This is a genomic window from Rhodococcus sp. P4_C10, from assembly GCF_056402135.1.
Genome location: NZ_JBFUHZ010000057.1, coordinates 1 through 24,777 on the forward strand (window position 1 = coordinate 1; position 24,777 = coordinate 24,777).

The window sequence follows — 24,777 nt, forward strand, 5'->3', positions numbered from 1 at the left end:
GGGAACCCGTCCGAGATTCGATCTGCACGGCCCAGTGGTTCCTGTGGATGATCGTGTGGTGCTTCTTGCAGAGCAGCACGAGGTTGGACAGGGCGGTGGGACCGCCGTCGCTCCAGTGCCGAATGTGGTGGGCGTCGGTCCAGGCGGCGGGGCGCCCGCAGCCGGGGAACGCGCAGCCGCAGTCCCTGGCCACCAACGCCTTCCGTAGTTTCGGGGAGATGACGCGGGTGGTTCGGCCGATGTCGAGTGGGTTGCCGCCCCGATCGACGAAGATTGGGGTGACCTGCGCGTCGCAGGAGATGCGGGCGGCGATGGCGGCGGAGATCGGCCCGGCCCAGGGCATGGTGGCGTGCCGGCGTCGGCGGTAGTGCCGCGGGGGTCTGACGTCGGTGCAGCCGTCGCAGTATTCGCCGCTGATGGGTCCGGTTGCGTTGTCGGAGTGGTAGTCCCAGCCTGTTCCGACCCATGCCCCGGTCACGGGCACCTTCGCTGTCGCGGACACCGCATCCCGTAGTGCGTCGACGTCGATCGTCACCGTGACGTGGGGTCGTTCGCCGCCTTCCATCGGTCCGCGTGCGTTGTCGAGGTGTCCGCGGATGATCTGCTCCAACGCGTCGGCGCGGCGCCTGGCGGCGGAGCGGTCGTCCCGGATCGGGTGGCCGTCGTCGTCGGTCGTCGGGTGCGGCCTCGACAGGCCCGACAACGCGGTCTGGAGGGCTTCGCCGGTCTCGGCGTCGAAGCTGCCTGTCACGAGCACCCTCCCACCGAGCGTTGTACTGGCAAAGAACTCGTTGAGTTCGGGGTTCTCGCCGTCGGGTGGGACGGTCCCGTCGAGTTGCAGGAGGAGTTCCAACGCGCGTGCGCGTCGGCGCAGGACGGTGACGTTCTCGAGGCGGGCGGCGATCAGGAGGTAGGCCTGGCAGTCGTCGGGGTGTCCGCTCTCGGGGTCGGGGTGGTCCCAGTCGGTCTCCACGGACTCGACCGGCTGGTCGGCGGTGAGTTTTTCGAGTCGGGCGAGGAAGTTGATGATCACCTGGACGTGGCCGAGTTCGATCCGCCCGGCATCGAGTGCGGCGGCCATCCGTGGGTGCAGGGGTAGTTCGCGGCCGAGCCGGACGATCCTGCCCGCCTGGCCGGCGGTCATGTGGGTGGCATCCGCGAGCCAGGACGCGGTGTCGGCGGCACCGAGGTGGTTCGAGAGGCACTGCTGGTCGGCCTCGTGCACCAACCGGACGCGCAGGGCTTCGAGTTCGAGGATCCTCTCCGACAGTTCCGGGACCGCCGCGGCCAACTCGGTTTCGTCCAGTCGCCATGCCTCGACCCCGGCGGGGTCGGTGAGCATGGCGTCGAGTTTCATACATCGAATTCTACTCGCACGTGCATTCGATGACAATGATGTTTCGCCTGGTGAACGGCCTGTGGCCTGTGCGTGTTTTGGGTAGCTCTGGCGACCAAAAGTACTCATTGATGTCGCGTGGGAGTGTCTCCCAGAACCGTCTCTACATCTCCCCGCAGCGCAGACACGAGACGAGCGGGTTCGTCGAGGTACACGCTGATGCGGTCCACGAGTTCGACCTTGCGCCTACTCGGCAGCAGCGCCGGCAGATTCGCGCGCACGGGACGGCCGAGTTCGATGTCAGTGGTCGTCCCGTCCGCAGTGGGCAGATACAGTCTGCCGTCGACCACGGTCGGTGCCGTCTCCGAGAACCGCAGGCGCCGGACGGCCGACACCACGTCCGCACGATCGACGGCTGCGATCACCGCGCCCGACCGCCTGAGCACCAGGTGGGTATCTGTCAGGTAATGCGGGTGGACACGCTGAGCTGCAAGGAAACCCAGCAACGCCAGCAGGGACCAGATCGAGAGCACTGCGACGACGACCCGAAGCCAGGCCCAGGGCAGCAAGAGGTGCAGCGCTCCCACCTCGACGAAGGTGGCGGCCGCGAATGCGACTGGTACCACCGCTGATCCGCGGCTCGCGCCAAACGCAACAGCCCCGTCGTCCACGCCCGCGGTACGGCCGCGCATCCACAGCCACAACGAGCGGTACCCGAGGATCTCCGCGCGGACGAGCGGCCAGAATGGCGAATCACCCAGCACTGCCGTGATCGAGTCCCGCGCACCGGCGCCACCGCGTCGTCGCGCCGCGATTCCTGCCAGCACGCCGATGACCACGACGCCCACGAGCGGAAGCTCCACCACCACGACGAGCAGCACCGAGGTACGCGGCGAAATCGACGCCGTCGCAAGCAACAAGCCGTTGACCGTGAGTGCGACGAGAGCCACCAACTGTGCCGTCCAATGGAAGCGCCTGCTGCACAGGACCTTCATCGCGCCTGACCATCCTCAGGCATGCATCCGGCGAGAGCTCGCTGTGCCCGGAGAACGACCTCACGCTGGGACGGATCGGGGATGACCTCCGCGAGGCCCACCGCCATCTCCCCTGCGGCACGAGTGTCGACGACCCCGGACTGAAGCGTTGCCGCCACGTTCTCGTCCGCGAAGTAGTCGACCAGTCGCCTGGCGAGCGCGTCGATCTCCGCTTCCGCCGAATCTGGGTCCCGCCCTTCGAGATCAGACCAGTCCGCGAGGAGCGCGAGATATCGGGGACGCCGCTCGTCATCGGCCACCGTCGCCGCATACGAGAACAGATAGCTCTCTGGGACGCTTCCGGAGAGCGCGAGCATCTCGAGCAGGTCCCGCTCGCGGTGAAGGGCCGCGACTACGGCGGGCGACTCGGCGCCGTCCACCGCCGCCGCGAGCGCGTCCACAACCTCGGCGGGGAGTGCCGAAAGCGGACGACCGGACTCGACATTGGCAAGCATCGCGGCGAGGCGAGTCTGCCGACGAGCCAGGCGTTCCCGCTCTCCGTTCAGGGCGCCGATCAAGGCCCGCAGGTCGGCCGCCGGGTCGCTGCTGCCCTCGCCGGCGGCATCGTCGGACAGGATGCTCGCGACCGCGGCCAGCGGAACCCCGCTGTCTGCGAGCCACCTGACCCTCATCAGCCGGAGGACATCGCCGACGTCGTACTCGCGGTACCCGTTGGAGCGACGCCGCGGCTCCTCGAGCAGGCCGAGCCGATGGTAGTGCCGCACCGTCCTCGTGGTGGTCCCCGCCGCATCCGCCAGCTGGCCGATTCTCATGGGCCCAGTGTCAACCATGACCCAACGTCAAGGTCAACCGTCGAACCGACGCGAGTCGTCCCCTACCGCCCCTCCCAGGCCGCCCACAACTGCGCGTACCGCCCACCGACCGCGACCAACTCGGCGTGCGGACCGTCCTCGACCACCGCCCCCTGCTCGAGCACCAGCACCCGGTCCGCGGTGACCGCCTGCGTGAGCCGATGGGCCACCACCAGCGTCGTGCGTCCCCGGGTGGCGGCCGCCGCGGCCTCCTCCAGGTCCCGGGCCCCGGCGCTGCCCGCCTCCGCGGTCGCCTCGTCCAGGATCGCGACCGCGGGGTCCGCCAGCACCAGGCGGGCCAGCGCCAACTGCTGCGCCTGCGCCGCCGTCACCAGGTGCCCGCCCTCGCCGACCACCGTGTCCAGCCCGTCGTCCAGGGCGCGCACCCAGTCCAGCGCGCCGACCGTCGCCAGCGCCGCCTCCGCCTCCGCGGGGGTGGCCTCCGGCCGGGCCAGCCGCAGGTCCTCGATGAGCGGGCCGGAGAACACGTGCACCTCCTGGCTGACGATCACGACCTGGCGCCGCAGGTCGTCACCCAGGTCCCGCAACGGAACCCCGCCGATCGAGACCACCCCGCCGGTCGGCTCGATCGAGCCGGCGGCGATCGCGGCCACCGTCGTCTTGCCCGCGCCGGTGGACCCCACCAGCGCGACCCGGCGTCCGGGTTCGAGGTGGAGGTCGATGCCGCGCAACACCTCCCGGCCCTCGTCGTAGCTGTGGCGGACGCCGGTCAGCCGCAGTTCCGCCGACGACGGCGTCTCGCCCGCACCGAGCCGCTCCTCCGGAATGTTCACCACGCCGACCAGTCGCGCCAGGCTCGCCCCGGCGGACTGGATCTCCCCGAAGGTGAACATCAGCATGCCGATCGGGTTGAACAGCCGGTGGAAGAGCAGCGCCGCGGCGGTGGTCTCGCCGACGGTCACCAGATCGCCCTTCACCAGCACGAACCCGACCACCAGGATCGCCGACAGGCCGACGAACTCGGCCCGGTTGCCCCGCCCGGCAAACCGGGTGAACAGGGTGAACACCCCGGTTGCCAGGTCGCGGGCCCGCCCCGACGCCCGGTCGATCTCCGCGAGGTGCACGTCCTCGAGCCCGTAGGCCCGCACCGTGCGCGCACCCGTCATGCTGCTCACCAACGCCTGCGACCGGTCCCCCATCGCCACCCGTTCGGCCGCGAACATCGGCCCCGACCGCGGCAGGTACCAGTGCAGCCCGAGCGCGTACATCGGCAGTGCCACCGCGCCCGCCAGTCCGAGCCGCCAGTCGATGCCGAGCATCGTGCCCAGGCTCAGCCCGACCAGCAGCACGGCGGCGACCAGTCCGGGCACCACGTCCGCCACCGCCTTGCCGATCACCGAGACGTCGTCGCCGACGCGGGAGAGCAGGTCTCCCTTCCCCACCCGCTCCACGGTCGACAGCGGCAGAGTGAGCGCGCGGCCGACCGTCCGCTCCCGCAGCCGCGCCAGCATGGTCTCGCCGAGCCGGCTGATCAGTACCGAGGCCCACCCGGCGAACACCCCGCCGACGATCGCGGCGACGGTGATCACCGCGACCACCCCGATGATGATCTCGGTCGGCGCCTGCTCGCGCACCCGGTCGACCAGGACGCCGAAGACGTAGATCGGCACGAGCGAGACCGCCGAGCCGACGAGCGCGACGCCCAGCGCCAGCGCGGTCAGCCCCCGGTGCCGGCCGAACTCCGCGCGCAGCCATGCCCAGCTCTGTGCGGCCGAGGCAATCGGGAGCAACTCCCGGTGCGACTCACTCACCGCAGGACCGCCTTCCGGTAGTCGGCATCGGACTCGATGAGCCCGGTGTGGGTGCCCTCGGCGACCACGTGGCCCTCGCCCAGCACCAGCACCCGGTCCGCGGCGGCCAGCAGCGCCGGACTGCTGGTGATCAGCACGGTCGTGTGCAGCAACGGATCGGCCTCCCCGTGTCGCAGCCGCGAGATCCCCTCGGCGATGGCCTGCTCGGTCATCGCGTCGACCGCGGTGGTCGGGTCGTGCAACACCAGGACCGGGGTCCGGGCGACCAGTGCGCGCGCCAGCGCGACCCGCTGCCGTTGACCGCCGGACAGGCTGGCGCCGCGATCCGTGACGGCCAGGTCGAGTCCCTGCGGATGTGCGTCCACGACATCGGTGGACGCCGAGGCCGTCAGCGCAAGGTGCACCTCGTCGGCCTCCGCGTCGGGACGGCCCGCGACCACGTTGGACCGCAGGGTGCCCGCGAACAGGTCGGTGTGGTGCGGTTCCACCAGCAGTGCCCGGCGGGCGTGCGCAAGATCCATCTCCGCCAGTTCCGCGCCGCCGACGGAGAGGGTCCCGGCGTAGTCCTCCGGCGGCACGTGCCCGGACAGCAGCTGCGCCAGCGCCTCACCGTCCTGTGGCCGGTGTGCGAGCACCGCGAGCAGCTCCCCCGGTCGCGCGTGCAGCGTCAGCCCGCTCAGCGACCGGTAGCGGATGTCCTCGAGGGCGACGCCCGCGGCCTGCGGCGCCGGGCCGGAGCCGGCGGGCACCAGCTCGTCGGCGTCGAGTACCAGCGCCAGGCGGTCCGCCGAGGCCCGCGCGGTCGCCAGCGCACCAGGCACCCGGGAAAGGCTGCCCAGCGGTTCGATGACGAACTGGGACAGCCCGACGACGGTGATCAGTTCGCCGACGCCGATCCGGCCCTGCAGCGCGAACAGGCCCGCGAAACCCGCCACGGCGACGGCGAGCAGTGCGCTGACCGTCACCGACGTCCCGATGTACACGCCCGTGGTGCGGGCGGCCCGCAGCGTCGCGCCGAGCGCCTCCTGGCTGGCCGCGCGGTAGCGCTGCGCCGCGACCGTCTCCGCACCCAGCCCACGCAGCGGCCGCAGCCCGCTCACCAGGTCGGTCGCCATCCCCGACACCCGCGCGGTGGCCGCCTGCTGGTCCGTCGCCCGGCGGGTGATCAGCGGCGCCGCCAGTTGCAGCAGCCCGAGGATCACCGGGGTGCCAATCAGGACCGCCAGCCCCAGCGTCACGTCGATCACCAGCAGTGCGACGGCCGCGACCACGGCGGCGGCCACCGCGCTGACGGCCCGCGGGACGGCGTCGAGAATCCACGCCTCACGCTCGGCGTCAGAGGTGGCGACCGTGAGCAGTTCGCCGGAGCGCAGGTCGATCCGCACTCCCTGCGGATGCAGGATCCGGCCGGCCACCTCGACCCGCAACCGGTGCGCCTCGCGCTCCATGGCGAAGACGATCAGCCGGGCACCGATTCGCCACGCGGCCGTGAGCAGCAGAAACAGTGCACCAAGGCCGGCGACGGACCAGATCATGGCCGCGGTGTCGCCGGTGGAGATCGCCCGCCCCACGATCACACCGATCGCGATCGGCACCATCGTCTCGGCGACCTGGTGCACCACCAGCAGCGCGGTGCCGACCGTGAGCCGTCCGCGGTTACGAGCCAGAGTCCGACGTAGGACCGCCGCGCCACCGGCGCGGTCGGGAATGCGCCCCATCGGGCCTCCATCCATGGTTGATGTTAGTGAACCCTAAACGACCCGGAAGTAGCGCCGGACAGCACCGTTCTCATAGAGTCGCTCAGCAAGAACGACCCGCTGCGCAGCCCGCAGCTCGCCCGGGAGGAACAAAGCGCATGTCCACCAAGCCGACCACCGAGAACGACATCGCGGACGAGGAGCTCGAGCCCGTAGCCGACGAGACCGCGCGGCAGGCTCAGCGCGTCGTCGCCGCATATGCGACCGATGCCGACGAATGCCGGATGCTGCTGTCTATGCTCGGGATCGGCCCTTCGGCCAAGAACGACTAGATCGCCGGCGCTGACCTGCACGCGGTTCCGGCTCTCGAACGAAGGAAGACTGTGGGCGCTGGAGCCTCGGAGTTTGTCGTTGTCGCGAATCGCCTGCCCGTCGACCTGGAGACTCTGCCCGACGGCAGCACGCGTTGGAAACGGAGTCCAGGCGGCCTGGTGACCGCGCTCGAGCCGATCCTGCGCGGCAAGAGCGGCGCCTGGGTCGGCTGGCCCGGCGTGCCCGACACCGATCTCGGGCCGATCGTCGAGGACGGCATCGAGCTGCACCCGGTGCGGCTGAGCTCCCAGGAAGTCGCCGACTACTACGAGGGCTTCTCCAACGCCACCCTCTGGCCGCTCTACCACGACGTGATCGTCAAGCCCGTCTACGACCGGTCCTGGTGGAACGCGTACGTGGAGGTCAACCGCAGGTTCGCCGAGGCCGCCTCGGAGGCCGCGGCCGAGGGCGCCACGGTCTGGATCCAGGACTACCAGCTGCAGCTGGTGCCGAAGATGCTGCGCATGCTGCGGCCGGACCTGACCATCGGGTTCTTCCTGCACATCCCGTTCCCGCCGGTCGAGCTGTTCATGCAGATGCCCTGGCGGACCGAGATCGTCGAGGGCCTGCTGGGCGCGGACCTGATCGGGTTTCACCTGCCCGGTGGCGCCCAGAACTTCCTGTACCTGGCCCGGCGGCTGGCGGGGCAACCGACCTCACGCGGCAACGTCGGCGTCAGGTCCAAGCTCGGCGTCGTCCAGGTGGGCTTCCGGAACGTGCGCGTGGGCGCCTTCCCCATCTCGATCGACTCCGGAAAGCTCGACGAGCTCTCCCGCACCAAGGTGGTCCGCGACCGCGCCAAGCAGATCCGCAAGGAGCTCGGCAACCCGAAGCGCATCATGCTGGGCGTGGACCGGTTGGACTACACCAAGGGAATCGACGTCCGGCTCAACGCCATTCGTGAGCTCCTCGAGGAGGGTCGGATCGACCCAGCCGAGAACATCATGGTGCAGCTCGCCACCCCCAGCCGCGAGCGCGTCGAGAGCTACATCCAGATGCGCGGCGACATCGAGCAGCAGGTCGGCCGGATCAACGGCGAGTTCGGCCAGGTCGGCCGGCCGGTGGTGCACTACCTGCACCGGCCCATCCCCCGCGAGGAACTCGTCGCCTTCTTCGTCGCCGCGGACGTGATGCTGGTGACGCCGCTGCGCGACGGCATGAACCTCGTCGCGAAGGAGTACGTGGCCTGCCGCAGCGACCTCGGCGGGGCGCTGCTGCTCAGCGAATTCACTGGCGCCGCAGCGGAACTGCGCCAGGCCTACCTGACCAACCCGCACGACCTGGACGGCGTGAAGGACTCGATGGTCGAGGCGCTGACCCAGGACCGCGAGGCGGGCCGACGCCGGATGCGCGCGCTGCGCCGCCAGGTTCTCGCCCACGACGTGGACCGCTGGGCCAAGTCGTTCCTCAGCGCGCTGGCCCGGGACTCGGTGGCCGGCTCCGCACTGCTGGTCGACGAGATCAAGGCCTAGAGACGACGAAACACGGCGCCGGCCACGGGAATTGATCCCGCGGCCGGCGCCGTTGTCATGTTGTTGCGGTCGATCGGCTAGATCGGGGTCAGTCGCTCCGTGAGCCAACGCCCGTCGACCTTCTGCATCTCCATCCGCACCCGGCTGCCGGTGGTCGCCGCATCCGGAGCGTCCGCGCTCGTGGTGACCTGGTTCAGGTACAGCAGCACCACCGCGTCGTCCGGGCTCGCCGAGACCGGGGCCGCGCCCTGCACGCTCACCTGGACGGTGAGCTTCTTCTCCTTGGCGCCCGGCGCGATGATCTCGTCGGCGAGCTTCTGGTAGTCGTCCCGGAAGGAGCCGGTGAGCCCGTCCCCAGCGGCCGCCAACTGGTCGTCGACCCTGTTGTAGTCGTAGGAGAGCATCGCGACCGCCTGCTCGCTCGCGGCCCTGACGGCATCCGTCCGGGCCTGCTCGGTCGCCACGTCCTGGCGGTGCTGGTAGAAGAGCACCCCCACCCCGACCGCGAGCGCCAGGACCAGCAGCGCGGCCACAGCCGCCAGCACGATCCGCAGCGGACCGCGACCACCGGCCGGACTGGCGGGTCCTGTCGCCTCGTCGGGCTCGGCCGCGGTCACGGACTCGGCCGACTTGTCGTCTTCACTCATGGCACAAACTCCACCTTCGACGCCGTCATGGTCCCGCCGTCGTCCGTCACCGTCACCCGCATGCGGAAGTCACGCGGACCGCCCTGGGACTTGTCGGGCATGGTGACGTTCGCACGCGCCGCGACGAGCACCGTGGCGGACTTCCCGTCGTCGCTCTCGCTCTCCAGACCGGACTCGACGATCGAGCCCTCGGTGGTCACCGAGGCCTCCTTGACCACGCTGACGAAGGGGTCCTCACGGCCGTCGAACTCGGACTTGAACTCGCCGCTGGCCCCCGCGAGGATGCGCTCGACGTCCTCCTTCGCGGTGTCCGGCGTGATCGTGGTCAGGTTCAGCATGGTCTGACGCGCGGTCTGCACGAACGCATTTCGCCGGGCATCGCGCTCGTTCGCGGAGTTCCGGTCGATCAGCAGGAGCACCGCGGCGACGGCCAGCGCCGCCACCAGGACTCCGGCCACGATCGCCGCGAGCCGCGGGCGCCGACGGCCCTGTGCGGCCGGCGGCGTCTCCTCGTCCGCGACGGCCTCGTCCACGGCCGCCTCGGCCGCGCTCTTCGTCGGCTCGGCCTCGGCCACCGTCGGCTCGGGCTTCGTCAGATCGGGCTTGGTCGGCTCGGGCTTCACCGGCTCGACTGCCGCCGGCTCGACTGCCTTCGGTTCAACCGTCGTTGATTCGACGGTCTTCGGCTCGGACTTCGCGAGATCGGCCCTTGCGTCCGAAGCACTCTCGCCCGATGCCGCACCCGCGGGCACGTCCTTCGGCGGCCCCGCGGGCCGGCCGGCGCGCCTACGCGGCGCCGGCCTGCTGTCCTCGGGGGTCAACCCTGCTGACGTGTCATCATCGTCTGCCACGTCGAATCCTCTCTCGGCTTGCCCCCGGTCGCGAGCGCCGGCTGGGCGTACAGGCGGCCGTCAGTGCCGGTGTACTTGCCCGTTGTCGGGTCGTACGGGCGTGCCGTGGCGGGCACCCCGGACGTTCCCTCGTAAGAACTTGGAACTGTCGTGTACGAGGGTACAGACGGATCCTGGACCGGCCCGTTGGGCGGGTTGTTGCCCTGGGCAACGTAACCGGCCTCGCTACGGCACTCCTCGGGCGTCCCCGCCCGCCTGCCGGGGAACTCCATGCACGGCGAGTTCCGGGCGCCGCGCACCACGCTCGGATCGTCCGGCGCCACCTTGCAGAACAGGTCCGACGGGGTCGCCGGGGTGCTCGTCTCGCTGGGGTCGCGCCACTGGTCCGCCGGGAGGAACCCGGTGGTGCACGCGGGCGGGTCGTTCACCTGGAGGTAGAAGTTCACGAGCGCGCCCTCGTCGATCGGCGCCCCGTAGAACGCGGTCATCAACGAGGTGGCGAGGGGCGGGTACAGCACCAGGACCTGCTCGACGCTCTTGTTGTAGATCACGCCCACCTCGCCGACGCTGACCAGGTTGGCCAGCAGCAGCGGCAGCGTCGGCTTGAGCTCCTGGAACAGCTCGTTCGCCTCCGCGGCGGCCGCCGGCCCCTTCTCCAGGAGGCTGCGCAGCTGCGGGTCGCTGGCGCGCAACTGGTCCGAGAACGTCACCAGATCCTTGGTCCAGGACCGGATGGCGTCGCTGCTGACCACCTGCGTGTCGAGCAGCGGCCCGGCCTGGTCGATCAGAACCTTGGTGGCGTCCGCGTTCGCGTTGGCCTCCTGGACGAACAGGCGAGCCGAGTCGATCAGCCGCTGCAGGTCCGGTCCGGCACCATTGAAGGCCTTGAATGCCTCGTCCACCACCAGCTTGAGCCTGGTGTCGGAGATGCTCTTGACCAGCGTGTTCGCCTGGTCGAGCATCGATCCGATCTCCTGGGGAATCGAGGACCGGTCCAACGGGACCACGTCGCCGTCGTCGAGGTACGGCTCGCTGTCGGTCCGCGGGATCAGATCCACGTACTGCTCGCCGATGGCCGAGACACTCTTCACCTGCGCGTCGAGGTCCGCCGGAATGTCGTAGCTGCTGCTGATCGTGAGCTTGGCGTCCACACCGGTCTCGGTGAGCACCACCTCTTCGACGGTGCCGACGTTGGTGCCGCGGTACGCGACGTTGGCGTGCGGGTACAGGCCGCCGGTGGACGGCAGCTCCACCGTGACCCCGATCTGCCCGATCCCGAACAGGGCCGGCAGCCGCACGTACTGGGTGGACATCACCACCAGTCCGATCACCGTCAGGACGGAGAAGATTGCCAGCTGGATGCGGACGAACTTCGTGAGCATCATGGCGTGGTCGCTCCTAGCTGCTGCAGGCCGGGGATCTGGGACAGCCCGGGGATGTCCGAAAGGCCCGGAATCAACGGTGCTGCTGTCGGTTTCGGCTCTGCCTTGGCATCTGCGGGTGCGGCCGGCTTAGGCTTCGGACTGGCCAGCGGGTTGCTCGCCTGCCCGGCAATGCCCGCCGTCTTCCCGAGGGCGCCCTCGACGCCGCCGAGGGTGCCGCCAAGCGCGGTGCCGGTGAGGAAGCTCGAGTCCAACCGCTTGTTGGTCATGTCGATGGTCATCATCAGGTTCGCGTAGTCGCCCCGGACCACCTGGTCCAGGTTCTTCATCGGGAACGGGAAGGTGAGCAAGACGGAAAGCGCATTGGTGAGCGCGTTTCCGGTACCGGCGAGCTGGTTGAGCAGCGGTGCCAGGGAATGCAGGTTGGCCTTCAGGTCGTCCCCACTCTGGTTGATCACCCGAGTCGCGACGTCACTCAACTCACCCAGCGAGACAAGCGCATTGGTGAGGTTCTGCCGCTGACCGACCAGCACCTCCAACGCCGGCGGTACGGCGTCGAGCGCCGCCGTCAAGGTGTCGCTCTGCTGGTTGACAGTGGTCGAGAGCCGGTCGATGCCTTCCATCGCGGAGACGATCTGCGTGCGCTGGTTGTCCAGGCTGCCGACCAGCTGGTCCAGCTGCGGCAGCAGGTCCCGCACCGAGTCCTCCCGGCCCAGCAGGGCCGCATTGAGCTCGGTGGTGATGTCGTTCAACTGGGCCAGGCCGCCGCCGTTGAGCACCACCGACAGCGAGGACAGCGTCTGTTCCGTCGTCGGGAAGGCCCCGGCCCGCTCGATCGGGATCAGGTCCCCGTCCTGCAGCGTGCCCTGCGGCGCGATCCCGATCGGCGGCGCCAGCTCCAGGTGCTGCGAGCCGAGCAGGCTGGTCTGGCCGATCTTCGCGGTCGCGTTCGCGGGCAGCTCGACGTCCTGGTTCAGCGACACCGTCACCAGTGCGTGCCACCCGTCGACCTCGATGCCCGAGATGGTGCCGACGGTGACGTCGTTCACCCGGACGGGCGAATTCTGCGACAGCGTAGTCACATTGGGCATCTCGATCTTGACCGTGTAGGCGCCGTCCTCGCCGCCCTCGGTGCCCGGCAGCGGGACCGAGTTCAGCCCGTTCCATTCGCAGCCCGTCAGGGTCAGCGTCAGTCCGATCGCCACCGCCGCGATCGCGGTCCGGCGCCGGCTTGTCCTGCGGTTCATCGGCCGCCTCCCGGGGTCAGCAGGGATTCGAGGTCCTTGGGCACGTTGACGGTCGGCAGTCCGGCGAGCGGACCGGCGATGGGCTTCGCGGTCCGGTCCGGCACCGAACCCGCGAGGCTGGGCGGGCTGTACGCGATCTGACCCGGCAGCGCGCCGGCGCCGAGCGCCGGGTTGGTCAGGAATCCCGGGTAGTTCACCGCAACCGAGTTGAGGACCGGGCCGAAGAACTCGGTGCACAGGTCCGCGCTGCGATCCGAGTTGTTGTTCTCGAGTCCCCGGATCATGCCGCAGACAGCGTTGATCGGGTTGGCGGTGTTGTTCGTCGCCAGTGCGCCCTGGAGTGAACCCTGCGCGGGGTTGTAGATGTTGTTGAAGTTCGCGAGTGCGTTCGGCGCGATGTGCAGGACGCGCTCGATCTCGGGCCGCTTCTGGACAAGCACCTGGGTGGCATCGGCAAGCCGGCCCACCTGCTCGGTGATGCCCTCGCTGTTCTCGGAGACGAACCGCTGCACGTCGCCCATGGCCACGTCCAGGTCGGTGAGCGCCGTCCCGAGTTCGTCGGAGTTCTCCGCGAGCAGCGACGACACCGAGGCCAGGCGACCGCCGAACTGGACGATCTGCTGGTTGCTCGACGACAGCGCGGTCACGAACGTCTGCAGGTTCCGGATGGTGGAGAACAGGTCCGAACGGCCGTCCGAGAGGGTCTTCATGGTGTCCGAGAGTTCGCGCAGTGTGGCCCGCAACGAGTCGCCGTTGCCGTCGAGGTTGTCCGCGGCGGTGTCGATGAAGTTGCCGAGCGAGCCCTGGTCGGCGCTGCCCTGCGGGCCCAGCGCCGTCGACAGCTTGGTCAGTTCGGTCTTGATCTCGTCCCACTCCACGGGGATCGCGGTTCGCTCGACCGGGATCTCGGCGCCGTCGGTCATCTCCTCGCCGCCCGAGAACACCGGGGTGAGCTGGATGAAGCGCGCCGCCACCAGGCTCGGCGCGACGATGATCGCCTTCGCGTCGGCGGGGATCTCCACCGAGCGGTCGACGTTCATCACCACCTTGGCGCTGTCGCCGGAGGGATCGATGCTCTCGATCTTGCCGACCGTGACACCGAGCACTCGCACGTCGTCACCGGCGTAGATGCCGGTGGTGGTCGGGAAGTACGCGGTGATCGTGTTCTTCCCGAGTCCGGGGAACAGGACGAGCGCCCCCGCGACGAGCGCCGCGATCACCACGGCGGCCACGCCGCCACGCAGCAGCCACTTCTTACGGTCGGCCATCGGCTCGCTCATCGGTTGGGGTCCTTCAGCTCAATCTTCGGCACCGGGAACTGCTGCAGGTCCTTCGGCACGTTCTCGGGCCAGAGCAGCGAGTCGGTGAAGGTCTGGGTCAGCTGGCCGACCCCGAAGTTCGCCACGTAGGCCATGAAGAAGGGCCCGCTGCCGACCGCCTCGCCGAGCGTGGTCGCGTACGGGCCGAGGCCGTCGAGGGCCTGCCCGATGTTGTCCTTGTTCCGCTGCAGGATCGCCACCGTCTGGTTCAGCTGCTCCAGGGTCGGCTTCATCTGCTGCTCGTTGTCCTGGACCAGCCCGGTCAGCTGCCGGGACACCGCCGAGACGTTGACGATGAGCTCGCTGATCGCGTTGCGGCGACGGTCGAGCTCGGCGAGCAGGCGGTTGCCGTCGACCAGCAGCGAGTTGATCTGGCCGCTGCGCTCGCCGAGGATCCCGGTGACACTCTCAGCCTTTGCGAGCAAGTCACGCAGGCTCTCGTCACGGGTGTTGATGCTCTGCGAGAGCCGGGTGACGCCGGCCAACGCGGTCCGCAGCTCGGGCGGGGTGTCCGCCAGAGCGTCGGACATCGCGTTGAGCGAGTTGTTGAGCTGGTCGGTGTCGAGCTCCGATGCCGTCGTCGCCAGGTCGCCCAGCGCGTCGTTGAGCGAGTACGGCGAGTTGGTGCGCGCCAGCGGGATCGTGTCCCCGACGTGCATCGTGCCGGAGCCGTCCGACGCCACCTTCAGGGACTTCCGCCCGAGGATGGTGTTGGTCTTGATGTCGGCGCCGGTGGAATCGCCGAGGACCACGCCGTCGTCCACGGTGAAGGTCACCAGGACGTTGGTGTTGTCGAGCTCGACCTTCTCCACCTTGCCGACATTGACGCCGGCGACGGTCACGAAGTCGCCGACCATCAGGCCGCCGGCGTCCGCGAACTGCGCCTGGTAGCTCGCCCCGCCGGAAAGGAAGGGCAGCTTGTCGTACTGCAGGCCGGCGAGTACCAGCGAGACCGCGACGACAAGTCCGATGATCCCGATCTGCACGGGGTTTCTTTCACGAGGCTTGTTCATGACAGCGGCTCGCACCTTCCCGTCGTCTGCTCTGGGGCCACCGGAGCCGGCAGGGTGAGGTCCTTACCGTCCGGACCGGAAAACTTGAAATTGACCGCACATGTGTAGAACTGGAAGAAGCTGCCGTAGGAACCGGTTCGGATCAGCTTCTTGTACGTTTCCGGCAGTCGCTCGAGCACCCAGTCGACCTGGTCTTCGCCGAGGTTGACCTGGGTCGCGACGCGGTTCGCCTCCGCAATGGTGCTCTGCAGGTCCGGCCGTGCGCCCTGCAGCAGCGTCGCGAGGTCGCCGGTCGCGGTGGCGATCTTCGGGATCGCGTTGCCGATCGGGTCGCTGTCCTGTGCCAGGCCGCTGACCAGCTGCTGCAGCTGGTCGATGGTGGTCGAGAACTGATCGCCCTTGTCGTTGATCGTGGTCAGCGTGGCGTTGAGGTTGGTGATCACCTCGCCGATCAGCTGGTCCCGGTCGGCCAGTGTGGTGGTGAACGAACTGGTGCTGCCCAGCAGCGAGACCAGCGTGTCGCCCTGACCCTGGAACACCTGCAGCAGGGCCCCGGTCAGGTCGTTGACCTGGTTCGGGTCGAGGCCACGCAGCAGCGGCTTGAACCCGCCGAGCAGCAGGTCGAGGTCGAGTGCCGGCGCGGTCTGCGACACCGGGATGGTGTCGCCGTCGGCCAGCGCCTCGGTCGAGCCCGCGCCTTCGAGCAGCTCGAGGTAGCGGTCGCCGACGAGGTTCTCGTAGCGCACCGTCGCCTTGGTGCTCTGCAGCAGCGGATACTTCGTGTCGACGCTGAAGCTCACCTCGGCGAGGTTGTCGTCACCGATCTGCACGCCCTCGACCGCACCCACCGGCACCCCGGCGATCCGCACCTTGTCACCGGGCTTGATGCCGGACGCGTCGGTGAAGTCGGCCTGGTAGCTCTCCGAGCTGCTGAACCGGACCTGACTGAACACGACGGCGAGGCCGGCGAAGATCAGCGCCATCACCGTGGTGAAGACGAGCAGTTTGACCGTGGTCGCCCGCATTACTTCTGCCCTCCTACGGGGACGCCGGCGTAGAGCCACTGGAACATCTTCGGCACGCTCACGCCGGTCTCGGTGGACGGCTGGTAGGGCACGTTGCCGGTGTCCGCGACGACGAACTTGGCGTTGCCGTCCTTCTTCGGGTGGAAGTCCGGCAGGCCCCAGCAGTTCGGGCCGCCGCTGGCGTTCACCTTGGGCAGGTCCTTCGGGTAGGTGTAGGGCTTCGCTCCCGGCAGGAAGTTGGTGCTGAGGGCGAATCCCGGCTGCAGGCCGCCGACGGCCTTCTCGGCGTCCGGCAGGACCTTGTTCATCCCGGTGATCAGGCAGGCGATGGACGGCGAGTACTGGTCGAGCAGCGCCGTGGTGGGCCGCAGGTCCGCGAGTGCCTTCGTCAGGTTGGCCTCGTTCTCGGTCAGGACGTCGGTCGCGGTGTTCGCCAGCCCGGTCACGTTCATCAGCAGCAGGTCGAGGTTCGCCTGCTCCTCGACGATGGTGCCGCTGGTGGCGGTCGCGTTGTCGAGCAGGTGCATCAGGTTCGGCGTCACGTCCGCGTAGAGGTTGGTGACCTGGGCCGCCTTGCCGAGGTCCTCCTGCAGCTGCGGCAGCACCGGGTTCATCGTCTTCAGGTACTGGTCCGTCTCCTCGAGCAGCTCGCCGAGCTGCTCGCCGCGGCCGTTCAGTGCCGACGAGATGGCGCCGAGGGTGGCGTTGAGCTTCTCCGGCTCGATCTGCTGCAGCAGCGTCGACAGGTTCTGGAAGAGGGTGTTGAACTCCACCGTCACCGAGTCGGCCTCGATGTTCGTGCCCGCGGACAGCGACTGCGAGGACGGGTTCTCGGGCACCACGAAGTTGACGTACTTGGCGCCGAACACGGTGGTGGACTTGATCTCCACCTTCGCGTTGGAGGGGATCAGGTGCATCGTCGACGGGTCCATCGCCAGGTCCAACCGGGCCTGGCCGTCGTCCTCCTCGATCGAGGCGACCTTGCCCACCTGGACGCCACGCAACTTCACCTTGGCGTCCGGGTCCATCACCAGGCCCGAGCGCGGCGCGGTGACCGTCACCGACTCGGAGGAGGTGAAGCCACCGGAGAACATGGTCAGCGCCACCGCCGCGGCGGCGACCAGGCTGCCGACCAGGACCAGTGCCGCGGTCTTCTTCTTGAGACTCGAATCAGCCATCCCGCTATCCCGAAAGGTTGAAGTTGCCGGACCCGCCGTAGATGGCGAGCGAGATGAGCAGGGTCACCGTGACCACTGCGATCAGGGAGGTGCGCACCGCGTTGCCCACCGCGATGCCGACGCCGACCGGGCCGCCGCTGGCGGTGAAGCCGTAGTAGGTGTGGATCAGCATGACGGCCAGGCCCATCACGATCGCCTGAGCGAACGACCACAGGATGTCGGTGGGCATCAGGAACGTCGAGAAGTAGTGGTCGTAGACGCCCGGCGACTGCCCGTTGATCACCACCGTGGCGAAACGGCTGGCAATGAACGAGGCGATCACGGCCAGCGAGTACAGCGGGACGATCGCGATCATGCCGGCCATCACGCGGGTGCTGACCAGGTACGGGATCGACGGGATCGCCATCGACTCGAGCGCGTCGATCTCCTCGGAGACCCGCATCGCGCCGAGCTGTGCGGTCGAACCGGCCCCGATCGTCGCGGCGAGACCGATGCCCGCGATGACCGGCGCTGCGATGCGCACGTTGATGAACGCGGCGAAGAAGCCGGTCAGCGCCTCGACGCCGATGTTGCCCAGCGAGCTGAAACCCTGGACGGCGATCACGCCGCCCGAGAACAGAGTCAGGAAGGCGACGATGACGACGGTGCCGCCGATGACCGCGAGGGCACCGGTGCCCATGGCGATCTCGGCGATCAGCCGGATCGTCTCCTTGCGGTAGTGGATCAGCGCCCGCGGCGCCCACGCGACCGCGCGCCAGTAGAACAGCGCCTGGTCGCCGATGGAGTCGATGGCGCCGGAGAACTTGCGCGCCCGACGCCGGGTGCCCCGGAAGCGTCCGGTCAGTGCCAGTGCCATGCCGTCAGCCCGCCGTCAGCTTGATGCCGATGGCAGTGACGAGGACGTTGACCACGAACAACGCCATGAAGGCGAATACGACGGTCTGGTTCACGGCGTCACCCACGCTCTTTGCCCCGCCTTTCACGTTGAGACCCAGGTAGCAGGCGACGAGGCCGGCGATCATGCCGAACAGGCCGGCCTTCAGCTGGGAGAGCAGGAGTTCACCGAAGCCGGTCAGCAGCGTGATGCCGTTGACGAAGGCGCCCGGGTTCACGTCCTGCAGGAATACCGAGAACAGGAAGCCACCGACGATGCCGATGGTGGACACCAGGCCGTTGAGCAGCAGCGCGACCACGGTCGAGGCCAGCACCCGCGGCACCACCAGCCGGTGGATCGGATTGATGCCGAGCACCTTCATCGCGTCGATCTCCTCGCGAATGGTTCTCGCAGCGAGGTCCGCGCAGATGGCGGTGGCGCCGGCACCGGCGACGATCAGCACGGTGACGATCGGGCCGACCTGGGTCACGGCGCCGAGTGCGGCACCGGCACCGCTGAGGTCGGCGGCGCCGATCTCGCGAAGCAGGATGTTGATGGTGAAGCTCACCAGCACGGTGAACGGGATCGCCACCAGAACGGTGGGCACCATCGAGACCCGGGCCACGAACCAGGACTGGTCGATGAATTCCTGGCGCTGGAACGGGCGTTGGCCCATCGCGCGGAAGGTCTCCCCCGTCATCGCGAAGAATCCGCCCACGGCGCGCAATGGCACCTCGAGGAGGTCGTTCATCGGTCCTCCTCGTCAGTTCTCGTGCACGAGACTCGTCGGGGGTCGCAAGAATTCCCCCCGAAAGTCTGTGATCCGGGTCATACTAACTAGAACGTGTTCTTGTGTCAAAGCCGGTCACCCTTCGAGCCATTCGGGCGGGTCATTGCGGGTTTCGGGCCGGCCGACACCGCGGCAACCCGGACTTCGTTCAGCATGGGGGAGCAAGGGGCGCGGGTCACGTCGTCCACCGGGGTGAGGCCCAGGACCGCACACAGGTTGGACAGCGACCGCCGCAGCCCTGTTCGACCTACCACGTTGCCCCCCTTGATTTTTCACCAACACCACTCGAGCAGGAACCGCTCGGCGGCGGAGGCCTTCGAACACGGCGCGGCGGGCGGGGAAGTCAACTCCCCACTTCCCCGCCCCCGAGCACCATCTTGTCCCAGGTTGCAAGGTCCCGTGTTCCGAATCGGGAGATTGCTCGCACAACTAACGAGGCTTCGTCAGCCCAGGGACTTGACCGCCGCGGTGGCGGCGAACATCCGACCCGGATCGCGACCGTCGAAGTAGCCGCCCAGCTTGTCCGCGAGCGCGGCCGGGCTGAACTGCGCGTCGTCGGCGTCAAAACGCTGCTCGACGACCGGTGCCGCCATCAGCGCGACCATCGGGCCGTACACGACGAAGACCTGACCGTTGATCGCCTCCGCGGCCGGCGAGGCCAGGTAGGACACCAGGTTGACGACGTGCTCGGGCGAGAGCGGATCGATGCCGTCCTCCGGCGCGTCACCGAAGACGTTCTCCGTCATCGCCGTGCGCGCCCGCGGGCAGATGGCGTTGGCGCGGACGCCGTAGCGCTCGAGACCACGTGCGGCCGACAGCGTGAGCGCGGTGATGCCAGCCTTGGCGGCGCCGTAGTTCGGCTGCCCGGCGGGCCCGAGCAGACCGGCCTCCGAGGAGGTGTTGATCAGGCGGCCGTAGACCGGGGCGCCCGCCGCCTTCGACTCGGCGCGCCAGTGCACGGCGGCATTGCGGCAGAGCAGGAAGTGGCCACGCAGGTGCACCTTGAGCACCAGGTCCCAGTCCTCGTCGGACATGGAGAAGAGCATCTTGTCGCGGACGATGCCGGCGTTGTTGACCACGATGTCGAGGCCGCCGAACTGCTCGGTGGCGGCCGCCATCAGCGCGTCGGCCGTCGCGCGTTCCCCGATGTCGCCGGCGACGAACAGCGCCTTGCCGCCGAGGGCCTCGACCTCCGCCAGTACCGCGTCCGCGTTCTCGTCGGCGCGCAGGTCGTTGATCACGACGTTCGCACCCTGCCGGACGAGACCGAGGGCCTCGGCCTTGCCCAGGCCCGACGCTCCACCGGTCACGATCGCGACCTTGCCGTCCAGACTTACCTCGCGACTAGCCAATCTCACCACTGCCTTCGTGAATTTGATGAAGACTCCGACGGACGCGCGCCGCGCATTACCGGCGCGCTCCGCGGATTCCAGCCACGTTCGTGACGGCTGTCACTCTAGAACGTGTTCCTGTTTGCGGCAAGAACTGTCAGGCCTCGAGACGCAGCGCCGCACGCGGGCACTGCGAGACGGCCTCCTTCATCAGCGCCGCCGCCTCGGGGGTGTCCTCCGGCTGGGTGATCAGCAGCTGCTCGTCGTCATCGAGATCGAAGACGTCGGGCGCAATGCCGACACACACGCCGTTGGCCTCACACAGATCAAAATCGACCGTGACCTTCATTGATGATCCTCACTTCTCATTCGAGTCAGACGCCTGCAACGCCGGTTCTACGGGCTGGAACCGCGTGCAGATCCAGCATAAGACTAGAACCCGTTCCACTCCTGTGCAATGATGCGAAAAACCCCCGACGACGGGCCGAAAGCACGCCGCGCCCGGCAAAATCCCGGGACGGAGCGACGGCCTTCCGCAAGACTAGAACCTGTGTCAGAGACCGGAGAGGCACCGATGCACATCAACTACAGCGCGGAGCAACAGAAGTTGCGCGAAGAGCTCCGCGCTTACTTCGCCAAGCTCATCACTCCGGAACGCCGAGAGGCGCTCTCCGCGCAGACCGGCGAGTACGGATCGGGCACCGTCTACCGCGACGTCGTGCGCGAGATGGGCAAGGACGGCTGGCTCACTCTCGGCTGGCCCAAGGAGTACGGCGGACAGGAACGCTCGCCGATCGACCAGTTGATCTTCACCGACGAGGCCGCGATCGCCGGCGCCCCGGTCCCGTTCCTCACCATCAACTCCGTCGCGCCGACAATCATGCATTACGGCTCCGAGGAGCAGAAGAAGTTCTTCCTGCCCAAGATCTCCTCGGGTGAGGTGCACTTCTCCATCGGGTACTCCGAGCCCAGCGCGGGCACCGACCTGGCCAGCCTGCGGACCACCGCGGTCAAGGACGGCGACGACTACATCGTCAACGGCCAGAAGATGTGGACGAGCCTCATCGCGTATGCGGACTACGTCTGGCTCGCCGTGCGCACCGACCAGAACGCCAAGAAGCACAAGGGCATCAGCATGCTCATCGTGCCGACCACCGCCGAGGGCTTCTCGTACACGCCCGTGCACACCATGGCGGGTCCGGACACCAGCGCCACCTACTACCAGGACGTGCGCGTGCCGTCGTCCGCGCTGGTCGGCGAGGAGAACGGCGGCTGGGGCCTGATGACCAACCAGCTCAACCACGAACGCGTGGCGCTGGTCTCCGCCGCACAGATCCAGGGCGCGCTGCGCGACACGATCGAGTGGGCGCAGAACACCAAGCTGGCCGACGGTCGTCGCGTCATCGACCAGGAGTGGGTGCAGATCAACATCGCCCGCGTGCACGCCAAGGTCGAGTACCTCAAGCTGCTGAACTGGGAGGTCTCCTCCGCGGACGCCCCGAGCAAGGGCGACGCGTCGGCCTGCAAGGTGTTCGGCACCGAGTTCGCCACCGAGGCATACCGACTGCTGATGGAGGTCCTCGGTCCGCTGGCCTACCTACGCCAGGACTCGAAGGGCGTCGCCGTGCGCGGCCGCCTCGAGCGGTGGCACCGGTCCGCGCTGATCCTGACCTTCGGCGGCGGAACCAACGAGGTGCAGCGCGACATCCTCGCCATGACGGCACTGGGTCAGCCGCCCGCCAAGCGGTGACTGCCACCGCCCACCCGGCGCTGACCCCGGCCCCCATCCTGCGCTGACCGCGCGAGTCAAAGGAACATCATGGACTTCACCCACACAGAGGCCCAGCAGGACCTCGAACAGCTCACCCGGAGCATCGCCGAGAAGCTCACCACCCCGGAACGACTCAAGGAACTCGACGGCGCGCAGGATCGCTTCGACGACAAGCTCTGGAAGGCACTTGCCGACGCCGGCGTGCTCGCCGCGGCGCTGCCGGAATCGGTCGGCGGCGGCGGCTTCGGCATCCTCGAGCAGTGCTCGGTGCTGCGCGAGATCGGCCGGCCCCTCGCGCCGGTGCCGTACCTGTCCTCGATCGTCCTCGCCGCCTCGGCACTCGCCGAGTTCGGTGACGACGCCCAGCGGCAGTGGGCGCAGCGCGCCGGCGCCGGCGAGGTCGTCCTCACCGTCGCCCTCGCCGAGGAGCTCAACGACAACCCGGCCAAGCCGGTGACCACGGCAGTGCGCAGCGGCGACGACTGGGTGCTGACCGGTACCAAGATCACCGTGCCCGCAGCCACTTTCGCGGACCTGATCCTGGTTCCCGCCACGACTCCCGAGGGTGTCGCGGTGTTCCTGGTGCAGCCGTCCGACGCCGGGGTCACCGTCGAACGCCAGCGCGTCACCGATTTCAGCGCAGAGTCGATCGTCGAGTTCGCCGGCACCAAGGTCGGTTCGGACCGACTGCTCGGCAGCACCGACAACGGCGCCGAGATCATGGACTGGATCCTGGCCCGCGCCGCCGTCGCGCTGAGCGCGACCCAGCTCGGCACCCTGGAGCGAGCCCTGGAACTGGTCGCGGAGTACGCGCGCGAGCGGGTCCAGTTCGACCGTCCGATCGGCAGCTTCCAGGCCGTGGCCCAGCGCCTCGCGGACGCCTTCATCGACGTCAAGGGCGCCCGGCTGACGCTCTGGCAGGCCGCCTGGCGGCTCAGCGAGAACCTGCCGGCCGAGGAGGAGGTCCGGACCGCGAAGTTCTGGGCAGCCGACGCCGGTCACCGGGTGGCGCACACCGTGATCCACGTCCACGGCGGTGTCGGCCTCGACCGCGAACACCCCGTGCACCGCTACTTCCTGGCGGCCAAGCACAACGAGTTCGCGCTCGGCTCGGCCACCGAGCAGTTGCGCCGACTGGGACAGATCCTGGCCGACGTGCCGGCCTGAACCTAGGCTGCACACCATGACGATCGCCACGCCCACTGTCACCGATCTGCTGCTCCGGCTTCGAGACGACGACGACCACGGAATCCTGTTCGAGGACAAGAAGGTTCCGTGGTCCGAGCACGTCGCACTCAGTGCCGACCTGGCGGCGGGCCTGGCGACCCTGTTCGATCCGGCAGCACCCCGACACGTCGGGGTGCTGCTGGACAACGTGCCCGAGTTCTCCCTCCTGCTCGGCGCCGCGGCGCTGGGCGGATCGGTCGTGGTGGGGCTGAACACCACCCGCCGTGGCGAGGCCCTCGCCGGCGACATCGCCCGGGCCGACTGCCAGGTGGTTGTCGCAGACTCCTCGACTGTCGAACTGCTCGACGGACTCGACCTCGGCGGGGTCCGCGTGCTCACCGTCGACTCCCCGGACTGGACGAACCTACTTGCAGCCCACCGCGGCAGCGCCGTGCCGGACCGTGTCGCGGCGGGCGACGACCTGTTCATGTTGATCTTCACCTCCGGCACCAGCGGCAACCCGAAGGCCGTGCGGGTCACCCACAGGATGGTCGCCGGTCCGGGGCGGATGCTGGCGGACCGCTTCGAGCTCTCCGCTGCCGACACCACCTACGCGTCGATGCCCCTGTTCCACTCCGGCGCAGTCATGGCGTGCTGGGCCATCGCCCTGGCCGTCGGCGGGAACTTCGCCCTGCGACGCAAGTTCTCGGCGTCCGGGTTCCTGCCGGACGTGCGCCGATTCGGCGCCACCTTCGCGCACTACGTGGGTAAGCCCCTCGCCTACGTCCTCGCCACACCCGAACGGGACGACGATGCGGACAACCCGCTGAAGGTCGTCTACGGCAACGAGGGCTCGCCGTCGGCGATCGCCGAGTTCGCGCGCCGATTCGCCGTCCGGGTGGTAGACGGCTTCGGCTCCACCGAGGGCGGGGTGCTGATCTCCCGCCCGCCGGGCACCCCACCCGGGGCGCTGGGCCCGTTGCCCGCCGGTATCGCTGTCCTCGATCCCGACGACGGAACACCTTGCCCCATAGCAGAGTTCGACGAACAGGGGCACATCACCAACGCCGACAAGGCGACCGGCGAACTGGTCAACACCGCCGGCACCGGCAGCTTCGCCGGCTACTACAAGAACCCCGAGGCCGAGGCCGAGCGCGTCCGGGGCGGCCAGTACTGGAGCGGCGATCTCGGCTACGTCGATGCCGACGGCTACGTCTACTTCGCGGGCCGCAGCTCGGGGTGGATGCGGGTGGACGGCGAGAACCTCGGCACCGCTCCGATCGAGAACATCGTCTCCCGGCATCCGCAGATCGTGGAGGCCGCGGCCTACGCGGTCCCGGATCCGCAGGTCGGCGACCGCGTCGCGGTGGCACTGGTGGTCGCGGACGGCTTCGACGTCGACGAGTTCGCCGAGTTCCTCACCAGCCAGCCCGATCTCGGGCCCAAGCAGGTGCCGACGGTTGTCCGAGTGAGCGCAGACCTGCCCAAGACCGCGACCTACAAGGTGCTCGGCCGTTCACTGAGCGCACAGCGCTGGAACTCCCCCGACCCCACCTGGTTCCGAGCCGCCGGGACCACCTCGTTCGTCCCTGTCACCGCCGAACTCGCGGCCAAGCTCGATGCCGAACTCGACCGCTGAGCGCAGACATCTGATCCGACGGTGACGCAGTCCCGCCGGAATTGTTCA

22 protein-coding genes are annotated in these 24,777 nt (G+C 68.8%); 5 read left to right on the plus strand and 17 right to left on the minus strand.

Annotated elements, in window-relative coordinates:
* The 5 genes from AC1DWC_RS24340 to AC1DWC_RS24360 all read right to left on the minus strand — a co-directional run.
* Nucleotides 1-1,357: HNH endonuclease signature motif containing protein (locus tag AC1DWC_RS24340; protein ID WP_477912184.1), on the minus strand; the 1,357-nt coding region annotated here is incomplete at its 3' end.
* 104 nt (nucleotides 1,358-1,461) lie between these two features.
* On the minus strand, nucleotides 1,462-2,331 hold the full coding sequence (locus AC1DWC_RS24345; RefSeq protein ID WP_477912186.1) for a hypothetical protein: 870 nt from the start codon (nucleotides 2,329-2,331) through the stop codon (nucleotides 1,462-1,464).
* A complete protein-coding gene (locus tag AC1DWC_RS24350) occupies nucleotides 2,328-3,143 on the minus strand; it encodes a MerR family transcriptional regulator (RefSeq protein ID WP_477912188.1) in 816 nt (271 codons plus the stop codon). The genes AC1DWC_RS24345 and AC1DWC_RS24350 overlap by 4 nt, the downstream gene beginning before the upstream one ends.
* A 62-nt stretch (nucleotides 3,144-3,205) precedes the next feature.
* Entirely contained in the window at nucleotides 3,206-4,954 is a 1,749-nt protein-coding gene (locus tag AC1DWC_RS24355) for an ABC transporter ATP-binding protein (RefSeq protein ID WP_477912190.1), read from the minus strand.
* The gene (locus AC1DWC_RS24360) at nucleotides 4,951-6,672 is read right to left on the minus strand and encodes an ABC transporter ATP-binding protein (RefSeq protein ID WP_477912192.1); all 1,722 of its coding nucleotides are present in this window, start codon (nucleotides 6,670-6,672) and stop codon (nucleotides 4,951-4,953) included. The genes AC1DWC_RS24355 and AC1DWC_RS24360 overlap by 4 nt, the downstream gene beginning before the upstream one ends.
* Before the next feature lie 137 nt (nucleotides 6,673-6,809).
* On the opposite strand from AC1DWC_RS24360, the gene AC1DWC_RS24365 reads away from it, so the two are divergent.
* Together AC1DWC_RS24365 and AC1DWC_RS24370 are read left to right on the plus strand one after the other, a co-directional pair.
* On the plus strand, nucleotides 6,810-6,983 hold the full coding sequence (locus AC1DWC_RS24365) for a hypothetical protein (protein WP_169888127.1): 174 nt from the start codon (nucleotides 6,810-6,812) through the stop codon (nucleotides 6,981-6,983).
* A gap of 51 nt (nucleotides 6,984-7,034) precedes the next feature.
* Nucleotides 7,035-8,495 carry an alpha,alpha-trehalose-phosphate synthase (UDP-forming) gene (locus AC1DWC_RS24370; protein WP_477837348.1) on the plus strand — a complete coding sequence of 487 codons (1,461 nt, stop codon included), beginning with the start codon at nucleotides 7,035-7,037 and terminating at the stop codon, nucleotides 8,493-8,495.
* Between the two features lie 77 nt (nucleotides 8,496-8,572).
* On the opposite strand, the gene AC1DWC_RS24375 is transcribed toward AC1DWC_RS24370, so the two are convergent.
* The 12 genes from AC1DWC_RS24375 to AC1DWC_RS24430 form a co-directional block, all read right to left on the minus strand.
* The gene (locus AC1DWC_RS24375) at nucleotides 8,573-9,142 is read right to left on the minus strand and encodes a h domain protein (protein ID WP_477912194.1); all 570 of its coding nucleotides are present in this window, start codon (nucleotides 9,140-9,142) and stop codon (nucleotides 8,573-8,575) included.
* The gene (locus AC1DWC_RS24380) at nucleotides 9,139-9,993 is read right to left on the minus strand and encodes a hypothetical protein (protein ID WP_477912196.1); all 855 of its coding nucleotides are present in this window, start codon (nucleotides 9,991-9,993) and stop codon (nucleotides 9,139-9,141) included. Before AC1DWC_RS24380 ends, AC1DWC_RS24375 begins: the two co-directional genes overlap by 4 nt.
* The gene (locus AC1DWC_RS24385; protein WP_477912198.1) at nucleotides 9,960-11,378 is read right to left on the minus strand and encodes an MCE family protein; all 1,419 of its coding nucleotides are present in this window, start codon (nucleotides 11,376-11,378) and stop codon (nucleotides 9,960-9,962) included. Before AC1DWC_RS24385 ends, AC1DWC_RS24380 begins: the two co-directional genes overlap by 34 nt.
* Nucleotides 11,375-12,622, minus strand: a complete 1,248-nt coding sequence (locus tag AC1DWC_RS24390) for an MCE family protein (RefSeq protein WP_477912200.1) — start codon at nucleotides 12,620-12,622, stop codon at nucleotides 11,375-11,377. The genes AC1DWC_RS24385 and AC1DWC_RS24390 overlap by 4 nt, the downstream gene beginning before the upstream one ends.
* Complete coding sequence (locus AC1DWC_RS24395; RefSeq protein ID WP_477912202.1) at nucleotides 12,619-13,902, minus strand: MCE family protein; 1,284 nt, start codon at nucleotides 13,900-13,902, stop codon at nucleotides 12,619-12,621. The genes AC1DWC_RS24390 and AC1DWC_RS24395 overlap by 4 nt, the downstream gene beginning before the upstream one ends.
* On the minus strand, nucleotides 13,899-14,954 hold the full coding sequence (locus tag AC1DWC_RS24400; RefSeq protein ID WP_477912204.1) for an MCE family protein: 1,056 nt from the start codon (nucleotides 14,952-14,954) through the stop codon (nucleotides 13,899-13,901). The genes AC1DWC_RS24395 and AC1DWC_RS24400 overlap by 4 nt, the downstream gene beginning before the upstream one ends.
* The gene (locus AC1DWC_RS24405) at nucleotides 14,951-15,979 is read right to left on the minus strand and encodes an MCE family protein (protein WP_477912206.1); all 1,029 of its coding nucleotides are present in this window, start codon (nucleotides 15,977-15,979) and stop codon (nucleotides 14,951-14,953) included. The genes AC1DWC_RS24400 and AC1DWC_RS24405 overlap by 4 nt, the downstream gene beginning before the upstream one ends.
* Nucleotides 15,979-17,157 (minus strand): MCE family protein, encoded by a 1,179-nt coding sequence (locus tag AC1DWC_RS24410; protein WP_477912208.1) that lies wholly within the window; start codon nucleotides 17,155-17,157, stop codon nucleotides 15,979-15,981. Before AC1DWC_RS24410 ends, AC1DWC_RS24405 begins: the two co-directional genes overlap by 1 nt.
* A 4-nt stretch (nucleotides 17,158-17,161) precedes the next feature.
* Nucleotides 17,162-18,013: an MlaE family ABC transporter permease gene (locus AC1DWC_RS24415; RefSeq protein ID WP_477912210.1), complete on the minus strand. Its 852-nt coding sequence runs from the start codon at nucleotides 18,011-18,013 to the stop codon at nucleotides 17,162-17,164.
* A gap of 4 nt (nucleotides 18,014-18,017) precedes the next feature.
* Entirely contained in the window at nucleotides 18,018-18,782 is a 765-nt protein-coding gene (locus AC1DWC_RS24420; protein ID WP_477912212.1) for an MlaE family ABC transporter permease, read from the minus strand.
* Nucleotides 18,783-19,264: 482 nt separating this feature from the next.
* Complete coding sequence (locus AC1DWC_RS24425) at nucleotides 19,265-20,173, minus strand: 3-oxoacyl-ACP reductase (RefSeq protein WP_477912235.1); 909 nt, start codon at nucleotides 20,171-20,173, stop codon at nucleotides 19,265-19,267.
* A 136-nt stretch (nucleotides 20,174-20,309) separates the two neighbouring features.
* Nucleotides 20,310-20,501, minus strand: a complete 192-nt coding sequence (locus tag AC1DWC_RS24430; RefSeq protein ID WP_072843137.1) for a ferredoxin — start codon at nucleotides 20,499-20,501, stop codon at nucleotides 20,310-20,312.
* 225 nt (nucleotides 20,502-20,726) lie between these two features.
* Between AC1DWC_RS24430 and AC1DWC_RS24435 the strand changes: the two genes are divergently transcribed.
* The 3 genes from AC1DWC_RS24435 to AC1DWC_RS24445 all read left to right on the plus strand — a co-directional run bounded on the left by AC1DWC_RS24435 (nucleotide 20,727) and on the right by AC1DWC_RS24445 (nucleotide 24,729).
* A complete protein-coding gene (locus AC1DWC_RS24435; RefSeq protein WP_477912237.1) occupies nucleotides 20,727-21,902 on the plus strand; it encodes an acyl-CoA dehydrogenase family protein in 1,176 nt (391 codons plus the stop codon).
* 69 nt (nucleotides 21,903-21,971) lie between these two features.
* Nucleotides 21,972-23,090, plus strand: a complete 1,119-nt coding sequence (locus tag AC1DWC_RS24440; protein WP_072843139.1) for an acyl-CoA dehydrogenase family protein — start codon at nucleotides 21,972-21,974, stop codon at nucleotides 23,088-23,090.
* 16 nt (nucleotides 23,091-23,106) lie between these two features.
* The gene (locus tag AC1DWC_RS24445; RefSeq protein ID WP_477912215.1) at nucleotides 23,107-24,729 is read left to right on the plus strand and encodes a long-chain-fatty-acid--CoA ligase; all 1,623 of its coding nucleotides are present in this window, start codon (nucleotides 23,107-23,109) and stop codon (nucleotides 24,727-24,729) included.
* Nucleotides 24,730-24,777 lie beyond the last annotated feature (48 nt).